The following is a 21,125-nucleotide window of genomic DNA, read 5'->3' as shown; positions in this document are numbered from 1 at the left end:
TTCTTGCCGCCAATGCAGTCCAAACCACAGGAAAAACCTACATAAGTCGGTATCTGTCATTGCCCCTGAGGCCTTGGCTGAGGGAAAATGCCGGTCCTTTTTTCCGTTTCTTTTATTCAACCTCCAGGAGATCAGCGATGCCCAGCCGTCGTGAGCGTGCCAACGCCATTCGTGCCCTCAGCATGGATGCCGTGCAAAAAGCCAACAGCGGCCATCCCGGTGCCCCAATGGGCATGGCGGATATCGCCGAGGTACTTTGGCGTGACTACCTGAAACACAACCCGAGCAACCCGTCGTTCGCCGATCGCGACCGCTTCGTGCTGTCCAACGGCCATGGCTCGATGTTGATCTATTCGTTGCTGCACCTGACCGGCTATGACCTGTCCATCGACGACCTCAAGCAGTTCCGCCAACTGCACAGCCGCACCCCGGGCCACCCGGAATTCGGCTACACCCCAGGCGTCGAGACCACCACCGGTCCCCTGGGCCAAGGCCTGGCCAATGCTGTGGGCTTCGCCCTGGCAGAAAAAGTCCTGGCGGCGCAGTTCAACCGTCCTGGCCACAATGTTGTCGACCACCACACCTACGTGTTCCTGGGTGATGGCTGCATGATGGAAGGCATTTCCCATGAAGTCAGCTCCCTGGCCGGCACCCTGGGCCTGGGTAAGCTGATTGCTTTCTACGATGACAACGGCATCTCCATCGACGGCGAAGTCGAAGGCTGGTTCACCGACGACACGCCAAAGCGTTTCGAAGCCTACAACTGGCAGGTGATCCGCAATGTTGACGGCCATGATCCGGAAGAGATCAAGACCGCCATCGAAACCGCGCGCAAAAGCGAGCAGCCGACCCTGATCTGCTGCAAGACCACCATCGGCTTCGGTTCGCCGAACAAGCAAGGCAAGGAAGACTGCCACGGCGCCCCATTGGGTGACGCGGAAATCGCCCTGACCCGCGAAGCGCTGAAGTGGAACCATGGCCCGTTCGAAATCCCGGCTGATATCTACGCCGAGTGGGACGCCAAGGAAGCCGGTCGCGCCGCAGAAGCCGAGTGGGACCAGCGTTTTGCGGCCTACTCCGCAGAGTTCCCTGAGCTGGCCAACGAACTGGTACGCCGCCTGGCCGGTGACCTGCCTGCTGATTTCTCGGAAAAAGCCTCGGCCTACATCGCCGAAGTCGCGGCCAAGGGCGAGACCATCGCCAGCCGTAAAGCCAGCCAGAACACCCTGAACGCCTTTGGCCCGTTGCTGCCTGAGTTCCTCGGCGGTTCGGCTGACCTGGCCGGTTCCAACCTGACCCTGTGGAAAGGCTGCAAAGGTGTCTCGGCTGAAGACGCCAGCGGCAACTACATGTACTACGGCGTGCGCGAGTTCGGCATGAGCGCCATCATGAACGGCGTTGCCCTGCACGGCGGCCTGGTGCCTTACGGCGCGACCTTCCTGATGTTCATGGAATACGCGCGCAATGCCGTACGCATGGCCGCGCTGATGAAGAAGCGTGTGATCCATGTGTACACCCACGACTCCATCGGCCTCGGCGAAGACGGCCCGACGCACCAGCCGGTCGAGCAACTGACCAGCCTGCGCACCACGCCGAACCTGGATTGCTGGCGCCCAGCCGACGCGGTGGAATCCGCGGTGGCCTGGAAGCACGCGATCGAGCGCAAGGATGGCCCTTCGGCGCTGATCTTCTCCCGTCAGAACCTGCAACACCAAGTGCGTACTGACGCGCAGATCGCCGACATCAGCCGTGGTGGCTACGTGCTCAAGGACTGCATTGGCGAGCCGGAGCTGATCCTGATCTCCACCGGTTCCGAAGTGGGCCTGACCGTTCAGGCCTACGACAAGCTGACCGCCCAAGGCCGCAACGTGCGCGTTGTGTCCATGCCGTGCACCAGCGTGTTCGAAGCCCAGGACGCCGACTACAAGCAATCGGTCCTGCCGTTGCAGGTCAGCGCGCGTATTGCCATCGAAGCGGCGCATGCCGACTACTGGTACAAGTACGTGGGCCTGGAAGGTCGCGTGATCGGCATGACCACCTACGGTGAGTCGGCGCCGGCGCCAGCGTTGTTCGAAGAGTTCGGTTTCACCCTGGAAAACATCCTGGGTCAGGCTGAAGAGCTGCTGGAAGACTAAGTCAGTCTGCGTTGTCTGTACTGGCGCCATCGCGGGCAAGCCCGCTCCCACATTTGGATCTCGGTCTAATGTGGGAGCGGGCTTGCCCGCGATAGCGATGGAACATTCAACACTGAACGAACATTGATCGAGAACCCCATGCCTCAACCCCGTCCCTACAAAGTTGCACTCAACGGCTACGGCCGGATTGGTCGTTGCGTCTTGCGTGCGCTGTTCGAGCGAGGGGCGGCGGCCGGGTTTGAAATTGTCGCCATCAACGATCTGGCCGACATGGCCAGCATCGAATACCTGACGCGCTTCGACTCCACCCACGGCCGGTTCCCCGGCGAAGTGCGGATCGACGGCGATTGTCTGCATATCAATGGCAACTGCGTGAAGGTTTTGCGCAGTGCCACGCCCGAGGGCATCGACTGGGCGGCGCTGGGCGTCGACCTGGTGCTGGAATGCTCCGGGGCCTACCACACCCGGGCCGATGGCCAGCGGTTCCTCGACGCCGGCGCGCCGCGCGTGTTGTTTTCCCAGCCGATGGCCAGCGAGGCGGATGTCGACGCCACTATCGTCTATGGGGTCAACCAGGACTGCCTGACCGGTGACGAGTTGCTGGTGTCCAACGCCTCCTGCACCACCAACTGCGGTGTGCCGTTGTTGCGCCTGCTGGACCAGGCGATTGGCCTGGAATATGTGTCGATTACCACTATTCACTCGGCGATGAACGACCAGCCGGTGATTGACGCCTATCACCATGAAGACTTGCGCCGTACCCGTTCGGCGTTCCAGTCGGTGATTCCGGTGTCCACCGGCCTGGCTCGTGGTATTGAACGCCTGCTGCCGGAACTTGCCGGGCGAATCCAGGCCAAAGCAGTGCGCGTGCCGACGGTGAACGTGTCGTGCCTGGATATCACCATGCAGACTGTCAGCGACACCGACGCCAGCGAGGTCAACCGGATCCTGCGCGAGGCTGCCACCAGCGGCCCGCTCAAAGGCCTGCTGGCGTACACCGAGTTGCCGCACGCCAGTTGTGATTTCAACCACGACCCGCATTCGGCCATCGTCGATGCCAGCCAGACCCGCGTTTCCGGCCCCAGGCTGGTGAATATCCTGGCCTGGTTCGATAACGAATGGGGCTTTGCCAACCGCATGCTGGATGTTGCGGAACATTATCTGCACATCGCTTCTTCAAAATTAGCCCTTCAAAATCAAGTAATTCAGGAACTGCGACCATGACCGTGTTGAAGATGACCGACCTCGATCTGCAAGGTAAGCGCGTACTGATTCGCGAAGACCTCAACGTCCCAGTCAAGGACGGTGTAGTCACCAGCGATGCGCGAATCCTGGCTTCGCTGCCGACCATCAAGCTGGCCCTGGAAAAAGGCGCGGCCGTGATGGTCTGCTCCCACCTGGGTCGTCCGACCGAAGGTGAGTTCTCCGCCGAAAACAGCCTCAAGCCTGTAGCCGATTACCTGAGCAAGGCCCTGGGCCGCGAAGTGCCGCTGGTGGCTGACTACCTGGGCGGCGTTGACGTCAAGGCCGGCGACATCGTGCTGTTCGAAAACGTGCGCTTCAACAAAGGCGAGAAGAAGAACAGCGACGAACTGGCCCAGCAATATGCTGCGCTGTGCGACGTGTTTGTGATGGACGCCTTCGGCACCGCGCACCGCGCCGAGGGTTCGACCCATGGCGTGGCCAAGTTCGCCAAGGTGGCCGCTGCTGGCCCGTTGCTGGCTGCCGAGCTGGATGCACTGGGCAAGGCCCTGGGCGCACCAGCCCAGCCAATGGCTGCCATCGTGGCCGGTTCCAAGGTGTCGACCAAGCTGGACGTGCTCAACAGCCTGAGCCAGATCTGCAACCAACTGATCGTGGGCGGCGGCATTGCCAATACCTTCCTGGCCGCTGCTGGCCATCCGGTAGGCAAGTCGCTGTACGAGCCGGACCTGTTGGACACCGCCCGTGCCATCGCGGCCAAGGTCAGCGTACCGCTGCCGGTGGACGTGGTGGTTGCCAAGGAATTTGCCGAAAGCGCCGAAGCGACCGTCAAGCTGATCGCAGATGTGGCGGCTGACGACATGATCCTGGATATCGGCCCGCAAACGGCGGCCAACTTCGCCGAGCTGCTGAAAGCCTCCCGGACTATCCTGTGGAACGGCCCGGTCGGTGTGTTCGAGTTCGACCAGTTCGGCAACGGCACCAAAGTGCTGGCCAAGGCGATTGCTGAAAGCTCGGCATTCTCCATTGCCGGCGGTGGCGACACCCTGGCGGCCATCGACAAGTATGGCGTTGCTGAGCAGATCTCCTACATTTCTACCGGTGGTGGCGCGTTCCTTGAGTTTGTCGAAGGCAAGGTCCTGCCAGCCGTTGAAGTGCTGGAAAGTCGAGCCAAGGGCTGAGACCCGCAGCCTGGAAAAGGAGCATTCCCATGATCAAGCCATTCGCGCTGGTGATTGCAGCAGGCCTGTTGGCTGGCTGCGGCAGCGCGCCCAAGGCGCCGGCAGACGACGCCCCAGGGGCTGCACCGCACAAGGGCTGCTACCAGGCCGACTGGCAGGCTGAAACCATGCCGGTGATCAGCAAGCGCATAGGGCCCGACGGGCTGGAGAAATACGATTCCCCGCCCAAAGGTAAGGAACAGGGTTGCCCTTGATGGGTCTGATTCACTAACCGACAGCAGTGGCGGCCTCGGGCCGCCGTTCGAGGATTGGCAATGAAAGGCGTTATCGCCCTGGCAGCACTGGCTCTATTGGCCGGTTGTGCCAACCTGAACATGTTCAACAAGGCACCAGCGCATCAAGAACCATGGACCACCTGGGTATGCGACAGCCAGGCCGAGGTGAACTGGCGGTTTGTTGATACCGACCACAAGCAGGTGGATGTGCGCCTCGGCGGCTCCGACCTGGTGTATCGCCTCAAGGAAGATGTGGCCGCTTCCGGCGCGCTGTACAGCAATGAGCAACTGGCGTTTCACACAAAAGGTGAGGAAGGCCTGGTTTACTGGGTTGCCACCGATGATTTGATCGGCCGGGGCTGCAAGGCCCAGTAATACAGAGCACATGGGATCCGGTTCCAATTCGATAAAGATTGCGAACCGCACCCTGCAATAACGATTCAGCAGGCCAAGGCTCAACCCCTTGATCTGCAATAACTTGAATAGCAGCCGCCGCTACGGCAGGCTTGCACGATTAACGACCCTCGACCGGGAGAGAGACACAATGGCACTTATCAGCATGCGTCAAATGCTGGACCACGCAGCCGAGTTCGGCTACGGCGTCCCAGCCTTTAACGTCAACAACCTTGAGCAGATGCGCGCCATCATGGAAGCCGCTGACAAGACCGACTCCCCAGTGATCGTCCAGGCTTCGGCCGGTGCCCGCAAATACGCCGGCGCACCGTTCCTGCGTCACCTGATCCTCGCGGCAATCGAAGAATTTCCACACATCCCGGTGTGCATGCACCAGGACCACGGCACCAGCCCTGACGTATGCCAGCGCTCCATCCAACTGGGCTTCAGCTCGGTGATGATGGACGGCTCCCTCGGCGAAGACGGCAAGACTCCGACCGACTACGACTACAACGTGCGCGTGACCCAACAAACCGTGGCCCTGGCTCACGCCTGCGGCGTTTCGGTAGAAGGCGAGCTGGGCTGCCTGGGCTCCCTGGAAACCGGCATGGCCGGCGAAGAAGACGGGATCGGCGCCGAAGGCGTGCTGGATCACAGCCAGATGCTGACCGACCCGGAAGAGGCCGCTGACTTCGTCAAGCGCACCCAGGTCGACGCCCTGGCCATCGCCATCGGCACCAGCCACGGCGCGTACAAGTTCACCAAGCCGCCTACCGGCGACGTGCTGGCCATCGACCGCATCAAGGAAATCCACAAGCGCATCCCCAACACCCACCTGGTGATGCACGGTTCTTCCTCGGTACCGCAAGAATGGCTGGCGATCATCAACCAGTACGGCGGCGACATCAAAGAAACCTACGGAGTACCGGTTGAAGAAATCGTCGAAGGCATCAAGCACGGCGTGCGCAAGGTCAACATCGACACCGACCTGCGCCTGGCTTCCACCGGTGCGATGCGTCGCCTGATGGCCACCAACCCGAGCGAGTTTGACCCGCGTAAGTTCTTCGGCGCCACTGTGACTGCGATGCGTGATGTATGTATTGCGCGTTACGAAGCGTTCGGCACGGCCGGTAATGCTTCGAAGATCAAGCCGGTGTCGTTGGAAGCGATGTATCAGCGGTATTTGAAAGGTGAGTTGAACGCTAAGGTCAACTAAGCCTCAGGTGTTAATAAAAAGCCCGCAGAGATGCGGGTTTTTTGTGCTCGCTATTTGAGGCCGCCTACAAACCAGTGTGGGAGCGGGCTTGCCCGCGATAGCGGTGTATCAGTCGATAAATGGATGACTGATACGCCCTCATCGCGGGCAAGCCCGCTCCCACATTTGGATGGTGTTCGGCTTATTTATCGACCAGTATTTTGGGGTTTGAATTCCCCCACACCGTATAAAGGTCAGCCAACAACGCCCCATTGATATCCTCTACCTCCGCCTGGGTGGTCTGGACATTCCCCTGCTTGCCAAACAGCACCACCTCATCCCCGCTCTTCACGGTTGGCACATCCGTCACATCCACCATCAGCGTGTTCATCGACACCTTGCCCACCACCGGCACCCGATGCCCGTTGATCAGCACGATGCCTTTATTGGTGAACGCCCGGCGATAGCCGTCGGAATAGCCCACGGTGATGTTGGCCAGTTTTGAATCGCGCTTCAGGGTGTAGGTGCGGTCGTAGCCGACGGTGTTGCCTTTCGGGTAGCTGTTGACCGAGGCTACGTGGGATTTGAACTGCATCACCCGCTTGTATTCGGTAAACGACGGCACGGTGTCGCCAAACAGCAGGCCGCCGGGGCGTACCATGTCCAGGCGGGACTCGGGCACTTCCAGGGTGGCGAAGGAGTTGGCCGCGTGCAGGGTGATTTTACTGCGGTCCAGTTGGGCGACGTTGATCAGCCAATTGGCCTGCTCGTTGAAGGCCTTGAGACCGGTGCGTACGTCGGCGGCGTCTTCGACGGCGAAGTGGGTCATGATCGCCTTCACTTCCAGGTTCGGCACCTTGGTGATGGCTACGGCGTCGCGGCGGCCCTGGGCAGTGGTCATTTCTACGCCATTGCGGCTCATGCCACTGGAGTTCAGGCCCAGGTGTACCACCAGCGGGCGGCCATGATGTTCGGCGATCAGGCTGGCGCGCACGGCGAAGTCGAGGTTGCCCACCAGTTCTTCGACGTTGTACGGCAGCGCCGCTTCCAGTTCGCTCAGGGCGGCTGTACGCACGCGGATCAGTTGACCCTTGAAGCCGCTTTCGCGCACGACGCGGGCTTCTTCATTGCTGGCCACGCCCACGCAAGGCACGCCGAGCTTGATCACCGATGGCATCAGCAGGCCAATGCCGTGACCGTAGGCGTCGGCCTTGAGCACGGCGCAGATTTTCGACTTGTCGGCGAGGCTGGCTTGCAGGGTACGGATGTTGTGTTCAAACGCGGCTTTGCTGATCTCAACCCAGGCGTTGCTGTCCTGGATACTGACCTGGGCCACCCCGTCGGTCATCGACAAGGGCGGGGCAGCGAAGGCCGGGTTTTGCAGCAGAACCATGCCCATGGACAGGGCGAGTAGGGTGCGAGTGAAGGGCATTGATGAGTCTCCATGACTTTCTTATAGGTAAGCATTGCGCATGCGCGGCGCCATACTCGAATTGTCCTACAAGAAAGTCGAGACCCAGGGTCGCGGTTCTGTCCTAAAGCGTCGTGAGAATGATCAGACTGTCAGTTGTGATCAATATCCAGCTTGGCAAATGTCACCTTGCCGCCTTCCTTGCTGTCGCCACTGTTGTCTTGCACATATACGCCGGCCTTGAAGTACAACGGCTTCTTGCCCCAGGCGGCACCGAGGCGTTCGTTCCATTGGCCGTTGGCGGCCTCGATGCTCAGCAGGCCGGCTTTGTTCAGGTGGATGACGTAGGTGAAGTTGCGCTGCAGGGGCACATTCTCGGCCACGATAATCACCCGGCCTTTGCTGTCATCGGGGCGCATGCGCACCTTGGCGACGATGTTGCCGGTCTGGGTTTTTTCCTTGTATTGGTATTCGACTTTGACCAGCGGTTTCTGGCTGTCATAGGCGTGAATCTGACCGATCACGATCTTGCCCGAGGAGGGCACCTGGTTGATGGCCAGGGTGGCGCGCAGGTAGTTGTCGGCCTCTGGGTAGGTCCAGTTGCGCAGCCGGCCGTCGGCATAGGTTTCCCGCAGTTCGCTGCGCGGGTAGATGGCGTTTTCGGTACGGGTACCGGTGACGGGGGACCAGAATTGCACGCTGCTGCCTTCGGCCTGGAAGTATTTGCCATTGAAACCACTGAGCAGTTTGGGGGTGTCGATGGTGGCTGGCGGGGTGCCAACAGGGATGCTCAGGTTCCAGGTGGACAGATCAATCATTGAGTGCGCCTTTGCTGTACGAAAGAAGGGTCAAAAGGCTTTGGCCCAAGGGCTGGCGCGTTCTTTATAAGCGGCTGGTAACGGTTTGTTAATGATTTTATGGCGGTTTATTGGCGCCAGTGGTCTGTCAAAAAGCCATCCTTCCCGTAATCCGTGGGCTGTAGGCGCTGACCGTTAGTCGGTTGTGTGGCCTTTGGCGCAATGATGGCATCGGCGCACCTTCTGCTTTATGGGATCCAAGGCTAGAGTGACTCCACATTGAATGTCCGGTTTTGTCGCAAAAATGACCGGAATGAACCCTCAAGGAAGAGATGCAGCATGGAATGCGCTCCAACCCCGGCCGAAGGCTGCTCAGTGCTCCTGGTGGTCGATGACTACCCGGAAAACCTGATCAGCATGCGCGCGCTCCTGCAGCGCGACGACTGGCAGGTGGTGACGGCAGCCTCCGGCGAGGAGGCCCTGGGGCTTTTGCTCGAAACTGACGTGGACCTGGTGCTGCTGGATGTGCGGATGCCGGGTATGGACGGCTTCGAAGTGGCGCGCTTGATGCGCGGCAGCCAGCGCACCCGCATGACCCCGATCATCTTCCTGAGTGCCACTGAGCAATCGCCCGCCGCAGTGCTGGAGGGCTATGCCAGCGGCGCTATCGACTACCTGTTCAAGCCCTTCGACCCGCTGATCCTCAAGCCCAAGGTCCAGGCCTTGCTGGAGCATCAGCGCAACCGGCGGGCCTTGCAGCGCTTGAGTCATGACCTGGAGCTGGCCCGGGCCTTCAATGCCTCGGTGCTCGACAACGCCGCCGAGGGCATCCTGGTGGTGGGCGAAGACGGGGTGATCAGCTACGCCAACCCGGCTATTTCGCGACTGCTCAACGCCACGGTGGGCGAGTTGCAAGGCCAGGCGTTCCTGGGCTTCCTGCAAAAACCCCATATGCCCGACTGGTTTGCCTGCGAGTTGTACACCGGCTACCTGCGCGGTGAAACCTGGCGCCTGCACGACGCGATCCTGCGCACGGCGCCCGGCCAGCAACTGCCGGTGGCCATGTCCTGTGCGCCCTTGCCCCGCGAACAGAAGGCCATGGTGGTGACCGTGCAGGACATGTCGCAAGTGCGCCATCTGCATCAGCAACTGGAGTCCCAGGCCGTCACTGACCCCCTCACCGGTTTGCTCAATCGGCGTGGTTTCTATCAGACCGTGGAGACGATCCTGTTGCGCAACGAGCGCAGCGAGCATTCCACGGTGCTGCTGTATATGGACCTGGATGGCTTCAAGCGGGTCAATGATTCCGTAGGGCACGATGCCGGCGACCGGGTACTGCGTTGGGTCTCGGAGCAATTGGCGCTGTGCCTGCGCAGTTGCGACATTCTTGGCCGCCTTGGTGGGGATGAGTTCGTCGCGTTGCTGGAACTGGAATACCCGGAGCAGGCTGCCAAGCTTGCCGAACAGTTGATCGAGCGGGTGTCGATCTGCCAGCAAGTGGACGGCCTGGAGGTGATGCTGGGGGTCAGTATCGGCATTGCCATCTTCCCCGATTGCGGCCGTGACCTGAGCGGCCTGCTGCGCGCCGCCGATATCGCCATGTACGAAGCCAAGCGCGCCGGGCGTCAGCAATATCGCTATTACGATCAGGAAATGAACGGCCGGGCCCGCTCGCGCCTGATGCTTGAAAGCAGTGTGCGCGAGGCCATCGACCATAAGCAGGTGACCTTGGTGTACCAACCCCAGGTGTCCCTGGTGGACGGGCACTTGCGCGGGGTCGAAGCCTTGTTGCGCTGGCAGCACCCGAGTGTCGGCGATGTGCCGCCCGGGTTGTTCCTGCCCTTGCTGGAGGAGGCGCGTCTGATCAGTCAGCTCAGCAGTTGGATTTTCCACCAGGTGGCACTGGCGCGACAGGCCTGGGCCCCGGTCATGAGTGACGACTGGGTGCTAAGCGTGAGCCTGAGTAGCAGCCAGTTCAATATGCCCAACCTGGCGACCCAGCTGCAGCAGGCACTGGAGCGACATGGGTTGCAGGGGCGGCAACTGGAAGTGGAAATAGCTGAAGAAAGCCTGATGCACAATATCGAAGAGTCCACCAAGCAGCTCAAGCAACTCCGGCGCCTGGGGGTGCGAATAGCCCTCGATGACTTTGGCTCGGGCAACTGCTCCCTGGCGCATCTGCGTGACCTGGAGTTCGACACGCTCAAGCTCGACCCCGGCCTGGTTGCCCGCGTACTCAACTCGCCACGGGAGGCCGCGCTGGCTCGCAGTATTATCGAGCTGTGTGGGCACTTCGGCTTGCTGGTGATTGCCGAGGGCGTGGAAACCCTTGAGCAATGCCACTGGCTGCAGGCCAATGGCTGCCAATTCATCCAGGGCCCGCTGGTGGCCCCGTCGCTGATGGCCGACGATATTTCCCAGTGGCCGCAGCCTTTCGCGCTGCGCGCAGGCCCCTGCTGAATTCGCTACACTGGCGGTCTCACGCCCCTGCCGTTCGAACCCATGACTGCGCTGAAATACCTCCAGGCCTATCCCGCCGCCCTGCAAGAGCAAGTGCGCCAATTGATCGCCAAGGATCAATTGGGCGACTACCTGCACCAGCGTTACCCCGAGCGCCATGCGGTGCAGAGTGACAAGGCGCTGTACAGCTACGCCCTGGCCCTGAAGCAGGAGCACCTGCGCAATGCACCGGCCATCGACAAAGTGCTGTTCGACAACCGCCTGGACCTGACCCATCGCGCCCTGGGCCTGCACACCACGATTTCGCGGGTGCAGGGCGGCAATCTCAAATCCAAGAAAGAGATCCGCATCGCCGCGTTGTTCAAGGACGCGGCGCCGGAGTTCCTGAAGATGATCGTTGTCCACGAGCTGGCGCACTTCAAGGAATCGGACCACAACAAGGCGTTCTACAAACTCTGCGAATATATGTTGCCCGGCTACCATCAGGTGGAATTCGACCTGCGGGTGTACCTGACCTATCGCGACTTGCAGGGCGCAGCGCGGGATTGAACCAAGAGGAAGCGAGCATGGATGTGAGCAAGACCAAGAGCAGTTTCTACCGCCGCCTGTATGTGGCGTATCTGATCGACAGCCAATTGGCCAGCAGCGTCCCGGCGTTGACCGAAGTGACCGGCATGCCCCGGCGCACGGCCCAGGACACCATCGCCGCATTGGCGGACCTGGATATCGTCTGCGAGTTCGAGCAGGAAGACGGCGCCCGCAATCATGCCGGGCGCTATCGGATTCGCGATTGGGGGGCGATTGACCGTGGCTGGATCGAGCGCAACCTGGTGCAGGTCAAGCAGGTGTTGGGTTATCCCTGAAACTGGGTTGGCAGGCCTGACGCTATCGCGGGCAAGCCCACTCCCACATTTGACCGCAATCAACCTGTGGGAGCGGGCTTGCCCGCGATAGCATCCTCAAGCGCGCCGCATCCCAATATGCGGAATATCATCCTCCAGGTATTCCTCACCCTCGACCTTGAACCCGTATCTGCCGTAGTACCCCTGCAAATGCGCCTGGGCTGAAAGAAAAATCGGTGTCTGCGGCCAGGTATCGTCGATCTGCTTGAGGGTTTCCTCCAGCATCTGGTGGCCCAGGCCAGTGCCCCGGGCTGCCTCGGCCACCAGCACGCGGCCGATTACCACGTCACCGCCATGCAGCTCCGGGTCCAGCAGGCGCAGGTAAGCCACCAATTGGTTGTCCTTCCAGGCCATCAGGTGGTGGGTGTCGCCCTCCAGATCCTGATCGTCGATGTCCTGGTAGATGCATTTCTGCTCGACGACAAATACCTCTGCCCGCAGACGCAAAATGGCGTAGAGCTGTTCCTTGCCCAGATCATTGTGGTGCTTGCAAACCCAATCGACAGTCATCGTTCCATCTCGCATAAAGACCTAGCCTGGATAGTAATGCCCTGGCCGGCAACTGTCTTGGGGGGTGGCATAAACACCTGTGAAACCTTATTTTTTGTGAATGGCGTCAATTTGCCATCATTGAGTGCTTTCGCGGTTCAGTTCTTTGTGTAATCTGCTGTACACCGCGAGCGATAAGCTACAGTCAGGTGCCTGGGCATTGTTCTTCCAGACGCCATTGCCCGCAAGGAACTGCCCGCTGTGCAAGGACATTAAGCATGCTGCGACTGTCTCGTGCCGTTGCTTTGCTGGTATTGCTGTTGCTGGTCCCGACGGTGGCCGCAGAACGTTTGCGCCTGGTGGCAGATGCATGGCCGCCGTTTACCGATGCAACCCTGCTCAATGGCGGGCTGGCCACCGATATCGTCAGCACCGCCCTGGCGCGTGCCGGCTTTGCCAGCGATTTCGAGCAAGTGCCGTGGGCGCGGGCGTTGATGGGGGTGGGCGACGGGCGTTATGACGTGTTGATCAATGCCTGGTACGACGAGGCGCGTACACAGTTGGGGCAGTTTTCCGACGAGTACCTGCTCAACCGCGTGCGTTTTATCAAGCGCCGTGATGATCCCATCGAGTTCCAGAACCTGCAGCAACTGCATGACTATCCCGTCGCCGTGGTACGCGGCTACGCCTATTCGGCCGAGTTCGATGCCGATCCCCAACTGCAAAAAGTCCCGGTGCATAACTTCGCCATGGCCGTGCGCATGCTCGCGGCCCGGCGCGTGCGGCTGACGGTCGAGGATGAGTATGTCGCGCGTTTTCACCTGGCGCGGGAATCACCCAGGGTGCGCAACGCGGTGGAATTCCTGCCCAAGACCTTGAGTGAGAACAGCCTGCATATTCTGGTCAGCCTGAAAAACCCCAGGCATGAGCAGATTGTTGCGGGGTTTGATCGGGAGATTGCCCGGATGAAGGCAGATGGCAGTTATGCGCGTCTTCTCAAGCAACACGGGATGTAGTGTTCTTGAGGTCGCCATCGCGAGCATGCCCGTATTCGCAGATCAAAATGTGGGAGCGGGCTTGCTCGCGATAGGGCTCTAAGCCGCACTGGTTTCCTTGATCAAATGCGCCGCCAGCGTGCGCAACGGCCCCAGTTGCCGACAGATCAATGCCAACTGCGTCTGCACCAGGCGCTGTGCTTCGTCGATCTCATCCGGCATCTGCTCCAGCTCCACTGCCAGCGCTTCCTCGGCATCGCTCTGCACCGCAATCGGCTGTTTGTTCGCCAACCCACTGGCGATTTCGTCGATGCTCGTGGCGAGGGTCTTGCCCGCGCCTTCGATCAGGTGCTCACGCACATCGGCCGGCAGTTGGGTGTCGCGGTGGGCACCCAGCCCCGACAGGTAACTGAGCAAGGTGTGGGACAGCACCAGGAAGCGGAAGCCAACGTCGGCTTCCTTACGGAAGTGCCCCGGCTCCATCAGCATATTGGCCAGGGTGGTGGACAGCGCGGCGTCGGCATTGTGCGCATTGCGCCGGGCCAGGCGGTAGGCCAGGTCGTCGCTCTTGCCGGCGGCATATTGCTGCATGATCTGGCGCAAGTAGATGCTGTTGCAGGTCAGGGTGTTGGCCAGCACTTTGTTCAGGCGTCGGCCTTGCCAGTCCGGCAGGAACAGGAACACCGCCAGCCCGGCGATCAGGCTGCCGAGCAAGGTATCGAACAGGCGCGGCAGGAACAGCCCATACCCATCGCCCACCTGGTTGAAGCAGAACAGCACCATCAGGGTAATGGCGGCGGTGGCCAGGGTGTAGCGGGTGGTGCGGTTGATAAAGAACACCAGCCCGGCGGCGATGGCGAACATCGACTGCACCAAGGGGTTAGGGAACAGATCGAACAGGGCCCAGGCCACCGTCAGGCCGATGGCCGTGCCGACGATCCGCTGGCCAAGCTTGCGCCGCGTGGCGCCGTAGTTGGGCTGGCAGACGAACAGGGTGGTGAGGATGATCCAGTAGCCCTGGGACGGGTGGATCAAATGCACCATGCCGTAGCCGACACTCAGCGCCAGGGGCAGGCGCAGGGCGTGACGGAACAGCAGCGAAGTCGGGGTCAGTTGGGTACGCAGGCGCGTCCACATTTCCTTGAGGTTGCGCGGCGAGCGGTCCAGCAGGCTGCTGTCGCTGGCATCTGCCAGGCTGTCGGGGTTGCTGGCGTCGCTGAGCAGGCGGTCGAGGGTCGACAGGTTGGCCGCCAGCGCGCGCAACGAACGCAGCAGGCCACGCCAGGCCGGGTTGCTCTGGATGCGCAGGTGTTCGAGGGAGGCATTCAGGTCGCCCAGGGCCTCGGCGAAGCTGGCGTCATAGACAAACGGCTGGCGCAGCTGGATCGACTCGGCGAGGGCCTGGCAGGCCTTGCCTTGCTGGCGCAGCAGGCGCTGGCAACGGAACAGCACATCGCTGTGGAAGAAGGCTTCGGCCAGGGCGTTGTAGGGGTAGTGGGAGGAACTGGCGCGCTCGTGGATGTCCTGGGCCAGGAAGTACAGCTTGAGGTAGCGACTGACCTTGGAACCAGGCCGGCCATTGCCGACACGGTGCAGGATGATTTCCTTGGCCGCATTGAGCGCCGCCACCACCCGGCCATTTTGTTGCGCCAGCTCCAGGCGCCGCGCTTCGACGTCCAGTTGGCGAATGGGCTCGAACAGCGATGACTTGAGCTTGAGGTAACGCCCCAGCTCGCGAAACAGCCGGGCCAGGCTCTGTTGCACCGGCTGGTTGGAAAACATTGCCTGCCACAGCACCGACAGCGCGCCGTACCAGGCGGCACCGGCTACCAGCAGCAAGGGTTCGTGCCAGAAGTCGGTGACGGCGCCGCCGCGCTGGTCCACGCCGATCATGGTGTAGACCGACAGAATCAAAGTGGCCGAGGCAATGGCGCCATAACGCTCGCCCAGGGCGCCGAGCATGGTCAGGCAGAAACTCGCCAGGGCGATGGCGATGGCAAAAATCCACGGGTAGGGAAACAGCAACTCCACCGACAGCGCCGCCACGCTGAAACACACCAGCGTCACCGCCAGCGCATTGAGGCGGCCCTGCCAGCTGTCATCGGTTTCGGCCAGGGCGCTGGCGATAATCCCCAGGAACAGCGGGATCAGCAGCGACATTTCATCCTGATACCAGCACAGCGCCATGCTGCCGGTGAGGGCGATAAACACCCGTACGCTGTAACTGAACTTATCCAGTGCCCAAAGGCGCCGCATGGACTGCTTGAACGAGGTCGAGGACATGAAGTCTGGGGTCTTCCGGGACGATGCCGCTAAATTGAGCCAGTAATGACGTCACGGCAAGCGTGGCGATCACATTCATAAGCAAAAATTGTTTTGGCACACCCCATCAAAATGTGGGAGCGGGCTTGCTCGCGAATGCGGAGTGTCAGTCGCTGAATGAGCTGACTGACCCACCGTATTCGCGAGCAAGCCCGCTCCCACAGTTGATCACATTACCGTTCAGGCGTACTGCGCCGCCGCATACCCCGAAGCCCAGGCCCACTGGAAGTTGAACCCGCCCAGGTGCCCGGTCACATCCAGCACTTCGCCGATAAAGTACAGGCCGGGGCTTTTCAGCGACTCCATGGTCTTGGACGACACTTCCCGCGTATCCACCCCGCCCAGGGTGACTTCGGCGGTGCGGTAGCCCTCGGTGCCGGCCGGGACCAATTGCCAACTGCCCAGCTTGGTAGCGATATCTGCCAGTTCGGCGTGGGTGTACTGCTTCATCGGCTTGGACACAAACCACGTCTCGGCCAGCAGGTTGGCCATCTTCTTGGTGAAGATCTCGCCCAGCAGGGTCTTGAGCTCGCTGTTGGGGCGCTCGGCCTGTTGCTGTTGCAGCCAGGCGTGGGTGTCGTGGTCGGGCAGTAGGTTGATTTCTACCGTGTCGCCGGGCTCCCAGTACGAGGAGATCTGCAAAATCGCCGGCCCGCTCAGGCCGCGATGGGTGAACAAAATGTTCTCGCGAAAGCTCTGGTCGTTGCAGCTGACCAGGCAATCGACCGAGGTGCCGGACAGCTCGCCACACAGTTCCTTGAGCTGATCGGTGATGGTAAACGGCACCAGACCTGCGCGGGTTGGCAGCAGCTCATGACCGAACTGCTTGGCCACCTGATAACCAAAGCCGGTGGCGCCCAGGGTCGGAATCGACAGGCCGCCGGTGGCAATCACCAGGGACTCGCAGCGCAACTCGCCGAGGGTGGTCTGCAGTTGGTAGCCGCTGTCGAGCCTGGCGATCTCCTGGATCGAGGTGTCCAGGTGCAGGCTCACGCCGGTCTGGATGCATTCGTCGAGCAGCATGCCGAGGATGTCGCTGGATTTGTTATCGCAGAACAGCTGGCCGAGCTTCTTCTCGTGGTACGGCACGCCATGCTTGGCCACCAGCCCGATGAAATCCCACTGGGTGTAGCGGGCCAGGGCGGATTTGCAGAAGTGCGCATTGTGCGAGAGGAAGTTGGCAGGCTCGGTGTACATATTGGTGAAGTTACAGCGGCCACCGCCGGACATCAGGATCTTCTTGCCGGCCTTGTTCGCATGGTCGATCAACATCACCTTGCGCCCACGCCCGGCGGCGGTCAGCGCGCACATCAAGCCTGCGGCGCCAGCGCCAATGATCACAACTTCGGTCGAGCGCAAAACGGTGTCCTCACAAAATATTGATCTCAAATGCAATCAGAAATGTGGGAGCGGGCTTGCTCGCGAATACGGACTGTCAGCCAACCCATCTGGCGACTGGTACACCGCATTCGCGAGCAAGCCCGCTCCCACATTGGATCTCCATTGAATCGAAGAGCTTTACAGGATCCGCACGCGCAACGAGCGGCCCTTGATCTTGCCGTCATTCAAACGCTGCAACGCCTGCTTGGCGACGCTGCGTTCCACTGCCACATAGGCCTGGAAGTCAAAGATCGCGATCTTGCCCACCTGGGCGCCCGGGATCCCGGCTTCACCGGTCAGCGCGCCGAGGATGTCGCCTGGGCGGACCTTGTCTTTACGACCGGCAGCAATGCACAAGGTGCTCATCACCGGCAGCAGTGGCGCGCCGCCCTGGGATTTGAGGTTGCTCAGTTGATCCCAGTTCAGCGGGGCCTTTTGCAGCAGTTCGATGGCCTGGGCACGGTGTGCCTCGGACGGCGCCACCAGGCTGATGGCGATCCCGGTCTCACCGGCACGCCCGGTACGGCCGACGCGGTGAATGTGGATTTCCGAATCGCGGGCCAGTTCGACGTTGATCACCATGTCCAGCGAGTCAATGTCCAGGCCTCGGGCCGCCACGTCGGTGGCCACCAGTACCGAAGTACTGCGGTTGGCGAACATTGCCAGCACCTGGTCACGGTCGCGCTGTTCCAGGTCGCCATGCAGGCCGACTGCAGAAATGCCCTTGGCGGTCAGGTGATCCACGGTTTCCTGCACTTGCTGCTTGGTAAAGCAGAAGGCCACGCAAGAGGCCGGACGGAAGTGCGACAGCACCTTGGTCACCGCGTCCATGCGTTCTTCCGGGGAAATTTCGTAGAAACGCTGCTCGATCTGCTCATCGGAGTGGAACGCTTCGGCCTTGACCTGCTGCGGCGCGCGCATGAATTTGGAGGCCAGTTGCTTGATGCTCACCGGGTAGGTGGCCGAGAACAACAGGGTCTGGCGACGGGCCGGGGTCTTGCTGATGATGTCTTCGATGGCGTCGTAGAAACCCATGTCGAGCATGCGGTCGGCTTCATCGAGGATCAGCGTGTTCAAACCGTCCAGCACCAGCGAACCCTTGCGCAGGTGTTGCTGGATGCGGCCCGGGGTGCCGACGATGACGTGGGCGCCATGCTCCAGGGAAGCAATCTGCGGGCCGAGGGACACGCCGCCGCACAGGGTCAGCACCTTGATGTTGTCTTCGGCGCGGGCCAGGCGGCGGATTTCCTTGGCCACCTGGTCAGCCAGCTCGCGGGTCGGGCACATCACCAGGGCCTGGCAACCGAAGTAGCGCGGGTTGATCGGGTTCAACAGGCCGATGCCGAAGGCGGCGGTCTTGCCGCTGCCGGTCTTGGCCTGGGCGATCAGGTCCAGCCCCTTGAGGATCACCGGCAAGCTTTGCGCCTGGATCTGCGTCATCTCGGCATAACCCAGCGAGTCAAGGTTAGCCAGCATGGCGGCGGAGAGCGGCAAAGTATTAAAAGCGGTGGCGATGGTGGTCACGGGACAGGCTCTGCAAAAACAAAATGTCGCGCAGTGTACCAGCCCCGTGGGAATTTCCCTGCAAGTTCTAGACGAGACGCCGCCTAATGCTCAATGTCGTGCTCGCGGCTGACCACTCGTTTGCCGTCTTTTGGCGACAATTGCAAGAAGATCGCCGCCGCCAGCATCGCCATGATGCCCACGGTGAGAAACGTCAACTGGAACGCCTCAAGCACGGTGTTGACCCCATCGTTACCGGCTTGGGCAGTAAACCCGCCAAGCAGGGCACCGGCGCAGGCCACCCCCAGGCTCAGGGCCAGTTGCGCCACCACCGACAGCAGACTGTTGCCGCTGCTGGCCTGGGCATCGTCGAGGTCGATCAGGGTCACGGTGTTCATCGCGGTAAATTGCAGGGAGTTGATCGCCCCCAGTACCGCGAGCATCGCCAGCAACAGCGGGTAGGGCGTCTGTTCGCTGACCAGGCCCATGCTCGCCAGCATCATGCCCAGCAGCAGGGTGTTGCCGGTGAGCACGACGCGATAGCCCAGGCGTTCGATCAACGGCCGGGCGACCGACTTGGCGACCATCGCCGCTGCCGCCAGGGGCAGCATGCTCATCCCGGCCTGGGACGGCGAGTAACCCAGGGCGATCTGCAGCAGCAACGGCACGAGGAACGGCAGGGCGCCGCTGCCCAGGCGCGCGAACAGGTTGCCGAGAATGCCCACGGCAAAGGTCCGGGTCTTGAACAGCACCGGCGAGAACAGTGGGTTTTCGATATGCCCGGCGCGCAGCCAGTAGGCCGCCAGGCACGCCATGCCGCCGAACAGCAGCAACATCACGCGCAAGTGCGGCAGGTGCAGCTCGCCCAGGCCTTCCATGGCAATGGTGATCAGCACCATTGCCGCGCCAAACAGCAAAAAGCCCAGGCTGTCGAAGCGAGTACGCTCGCTGCCGCGCAGGTCGGGGATGAATTTCCACACGGCGTAGCAGCCGATCATGCCCACCGGCAGGTTGATCAGGAAAATCCAGTGCCAGGTCAGGTACTGCACCATCCAGCCGCCCATGGTCGGGCCGAGCAGGGGGCCGAGCAGGCCGGGAATGGTGATAAAACCCATGATCCGCACCAGCTCCGAGCGCGGGTAGGCGCGCAGCACCACCAGCCGGCCCACCGGCAGCATCAGCGCGCCGCCCAGACCCTGGATCACCCGTGCGCCCACCAGCATGCTCAGGCTGCTGGACAGGGCGCACAGCAGCGAGCCGATGCTGAACAGCATGATCGCGCCGAAGAAAATCTTCTTGGTGCCGAAACGGTCGGCGATCCAGCCCGAGGCCGGGATCAGCAAGGCCACGGTGAGCATGTAGGCGATGATCACGCCCTGCATGCGCAGCGGGTTTTCCGCCAGGTCCTCGGCCATGGCGGGCAGTGCCGTGTTGAGAATCGTGCCGTCGAGCGACTGCATGAAGAAGGCAATCGCTACCACCCAGGGTAACCAGCGGGCGGTCTTGGCATCGAGCACGACACGATTCGGCATGAGATCCCTTTTTGTTAGCAGGCTATGGGTTGCCGATTATGCGCCAACCTCTGCCGATTTTCCCACTGGCGGTTCGTCTATATCAGCGATGGCCACGTCCTTGCCCACCAGGAAGTCGATCAGCGCGCGATGCACCGCCAGCGCCGCCTCCCGCGACTCCAGGTCGAGCAAATGGCCGGTGTGCTCGGCGCTGGCAAAGCTGCTGCGGCCCACGTATTGCTTGAACAGTTGGGCTTCATTGGCCGGGGTGTATTCGTCCAGGGTGCCGTTGAGAAAATGCACCGGGGTTTCGATCTGGCGCAATTGCGGCAGGTAGTTGCCATCGCCCAGGGCAAGCACCTGATGAATATGAAAGCGCGCCTGGCGGTACTCGGTGGTGGCCATGGTCGACAGGTGCCGATGGTTATTGCGCTTGAGCCGGCTGGAGAGGAATTTGCCGACGGTCTCATTGAGCAAGTGGCCGACGGCAGACTTGTCATCGGCCTCGATCAGCACCCGCACCCGCTCCACATATTCGAGCATTGCCGGGTTGAGATTGGGTGCCAGGGCCATCACCACCGAGCTTTCGATGGAAGGCGGGTTGTGCGCCAGGGTCAGCAGGGTCGAGATGCCACCCCAGGAGGCCGACACCAGGTGGTTGACCTGGAAACGCTCCACCAGCGCCCGCAGGATCTCGACTTCGTCGTCCTTGGTCACCAGGTCCAGATCAGTGTTGTGGGGGCGCGAATAGCCGGAAAACGGCAAGTCGAACATCAACACATTGAAATGCTCGGCCAGGCACTTGCTAGTGCGGGCGAATGAGCGGGTGGTGGACAGCGCGCCGTTGACCAACAGCACGGTCTTGCGTTGCGGATCGTTACCCAATTGCTCTACGTGAACGTTGTAGTGCTTGAACAACTTATCAATGACAAAACTTCCTTGGTACATGTCAACGCTCCGGCTCGCCCAGTCC

General features: G+C 61.2%; 18 protein-coding genes. 10 read left to right on the top strand and 8 right to left on the bottom strand.

The window, feature by feature from the left end:
• Window positions 1-137: 137 nt before the first annotated feature.
• The 6 genes from tkt (at window position 138) to fba (ending at window position 6,403) form a co-directional block, all read left to right on the top strand.
• Window positions 138-2,135, top strand: a complete 1,998-nt coding sequence (tkt, locus tag PSFL_RS13465) for a transketolase (protein ID WP_057440233.1) — start codon at window positions 138-140, stop codon at window positions 2,133-2,135.
• 138 nt (window positions 2,136-2,273) lie between these two features.
• The gene (gene epd / locus PSFL_RS13460; RefSeq protein WP_057960854.1) at window positions 2,274-3,359 is read left to right on the top strand and encodes an erythrose-4-phosphate dehydrogenase; all 1,086 of its coding nucleotides are present in this window, start codon (window positions 2,274-2,276) and stop codon (window positions 3,357-3,359) included.
• Window positions 3,356-4,519, top strand: coding sequence for a phosphoglycerate kinase (locus PSFL_RS13455; RefSeq protein ID WP_057440234.1), 1,164 nt, complete (start codon window positions 3,356-3,358; stop codon window positions 4,517-4,519). Before epd ends, PSFL_RS13455 begins: the two co-directional genes overlap by 4 nt.
• Window positions 4,520-4,548: 29 nt before the next feature.
• Window positions 4,549-4,773: a hypothetical protein gene (locus PSFL_RS13450; protein WP_057440235.1), complete on the top strand. Its 225-nt coding sequence runs from the start codon at window positions 4,549-4,551 to the stop codon at window positions 4,771-4,773.
• A gap of 60 nt (window positions 4,774-4,833) precedes the next feature.
• Complete coding sequence (locus PSFL_RS13445) at window positions 4,834-5,169, top strand: MliC family protein (RefSeq protein WP_397470166.1); 336 nt, start codon at window positions 4,834-4,836, stop codon at window positions 5,167-5,169.
• 169 nt (window positions 5,170-5,338) lie between these two features.
• Entirely contained in the window at window positions 5,339-6,403 is a 1,065-nt protein-coding gene (gene fba, locus PSFL_RS13440; RefSeq protein WP_029297347.1) for a class II fructose-bisphosphate aldolase, read from the top strand.
• Window positions 6,404-6,584: 181 nt separating this feature from the next.
• Here the strand turns inward: fba and alr are convergent, their stop codons facing one another.
• Window positions 6,585-7,814: an alanine racemase gene (gene alr, locus PSFL_RS13435; protein ID WP_057440237.1), complete on the bottom strand. Its 1,230-nt coding sequence runs from the start codon at window positions 7,812-7,814 to the stop codon at window positions 6,585-6,587.
• 131 nt (window positions 7,815-7,945) lie between these two features.
• Window positions 7,946-8,611 carry a polysaccharide lyase family 7 protein gene (locus PSFL_RS13430; RefSeq protein WP_057440238.1) on the bottom strand — a complete coding sequence of 222 codons (666 nt, stop codon included), beginning with the start codon at window positions 8,609-8,611 and terminating at the stop codon, window positions 7,946-7,948.
• Between the two features lie 318 nt (window positions 8,612-8,929).
• On the opposite strand from PSFL_RS13430, the gene PSFL_RS13425 reads away from it, so the two are divergent.
• Genes PSFL_RS13425 through PSFL_RS13415 form a run of 3 tightly spaced genes read left to right on the top strand, consistent with a single transcriptional unit; the run spans window position 8,930 to window position 11,913 of the window.
• Complete coding sequence (locus tag PSFL_RS13425; protein WP_057440239.1) at window positions 8,930-11,050, top strand: bifunctional diguanylate cyclase/phosphodiesterase; 2,121 nt, start codon at window positions 8,930-8,932, stop codon at window positions 11,048-11,050.
• A gap of 42 nt (window positions 11,051-11,092) precedes the next feature.
• A complete protein-coding gene (locus tag PSFL_RS13420) occupies window positions 11,093-11,599 on the top strand; it encodes a M48 family metallopeptidase (protein ID WP_057440240.1) in 507 nt (168 codons plus the stop codon).
• 17 nt (window positions 11,600-11,616) lie between these two features.
• Window positions 11,617-11,913, top strand: a complete 297-nt coding sequence (locus PSFL_RS13415) for a helix-turn-helix domain-containing protein (protein ID WP_038444032.1) — start codon at window positions 11,617-11,619, stop codon at window positions 11,911-11,913.
• Between the two features lie 96 nt (window positions 11,914-12,009).
• On the opposite strand, the gene PSFL_RS13410 is transcribed toward PSFL_RS13415, so the two are convergent.
• Complete coding sequence (locus PSFL_RS13410; RefSeq protein ID WP_115129179.1) at window positions 12,010-12,462, bottom strand: GNAT family N-acetyltransferase; 453 nt, start codon at window positions 12,460-12,462, stop codon at window positions 12,010-12,012.
• Between the two features lie 257 nt (window positions 12,463-12,719).
• On the opposite strand from PSFL_RS13410, the gene PSFL_RS13405 reads away from it, so the two are divergent.
• A complete protein-coding gene (locus PSFL_RS13405) occupies window positions 12,720-13,457 on the top strand; it encodes an ABC transporter substrate-binding protein (RefSeq protein WP_057440242.1) in 738 nt (245 codons plus the stop codon).
• Window positions 13,458-13,535: 78 nt separating this feature from the next.
• On the opposite strand, the gene yccS is transcribed toward PSFL_RS13405, so the two are convergent.
• The 5 genes from yccS to PSFL_RS13380 all read right to left on the bottom strand — a co-directional run bounded on the left by yccS (window position 13,536) and on the right by PSFL_RS13380 (window position 21,100).
• A complete protein-coding gene (gene yccS, locus PSFL_RS13400; protein WP_057440243.1) occupies window positions 13,536-15,719 on the bottom strand; it encodes a YccS family putative transporter in 2,184 nt (727 codons plus the stop codon).
• 219 nt (window positions 15,720-15,938) lie between these two features.
• Window positions 15,939-17,117 (bottom strand): NAD(P)/FAD-dependent oxidoreductase, encoded by a 1,179-nt coding sequence (locus PSFL_RS13395; RefSeq protein ID WP_397470165.1) that lies wholly within the window; start codon window positions 17,115-17,117, stop codon window positions 15,939-15,941.
• Between the two features lie 159 nt (window positions 17,118-17,276).
• On the bottom strand, window positions 17,277-18,614 hold the full coding sequence (gene dbpA / locus PSFL_RS13390) for an ATP-dependent RNA helicase DbpA (RefSeq protein WP_232545553.1): 1,338 nt from the start codon (window positions 18,612-18,614) through the stop codon (window positions 17,277-17,279).
• Window positions 18,615-18,745: 131 nt separating this feature from the next.
• Window positions 18,746-20,173: a multidrug transporter subunit MdtD gene (gene mdtD, locus PSFL_RS13385; RefSeq protein ID WP_057960848.1), complete on the bottom strand. Its 1,428-nt coding sequence runs from the start codon at window positions 20,171-20,173 to the stop codon at window positions 18,746-18,748.
• A 36-nt stretch (window positions 20,174-20,209) separates the two neighbouring features.
• Window positions 20,210-21,100: an alpha/beta fold hydrolase gene (locus PSFL_RS13380; protein WP_057444320.1), complete on the bottom strand. Its 891-nt coding sequence runs from the start codon at window positions 21,098-21,100 to the stop codon at window positions 20,210-20,212.
• Between the last annotated feature and the right edge of the window lie 25 nt (window positions 21,101-21,125).

Source organism: Pseudomonas sp. DD1 (assembly GCF_044510355.1).
Taxonomy (GTDB): Bacteria; Pseudomonadota; Gammaproteobacteria; order Pseudomonadales; family Pseudomonadaceae; genus Aquipseudomonas; species Aquipseudomonas shahriarae.
This window is presented reverse-complemented; position numbering and strand designations above follow the sequence as displayed.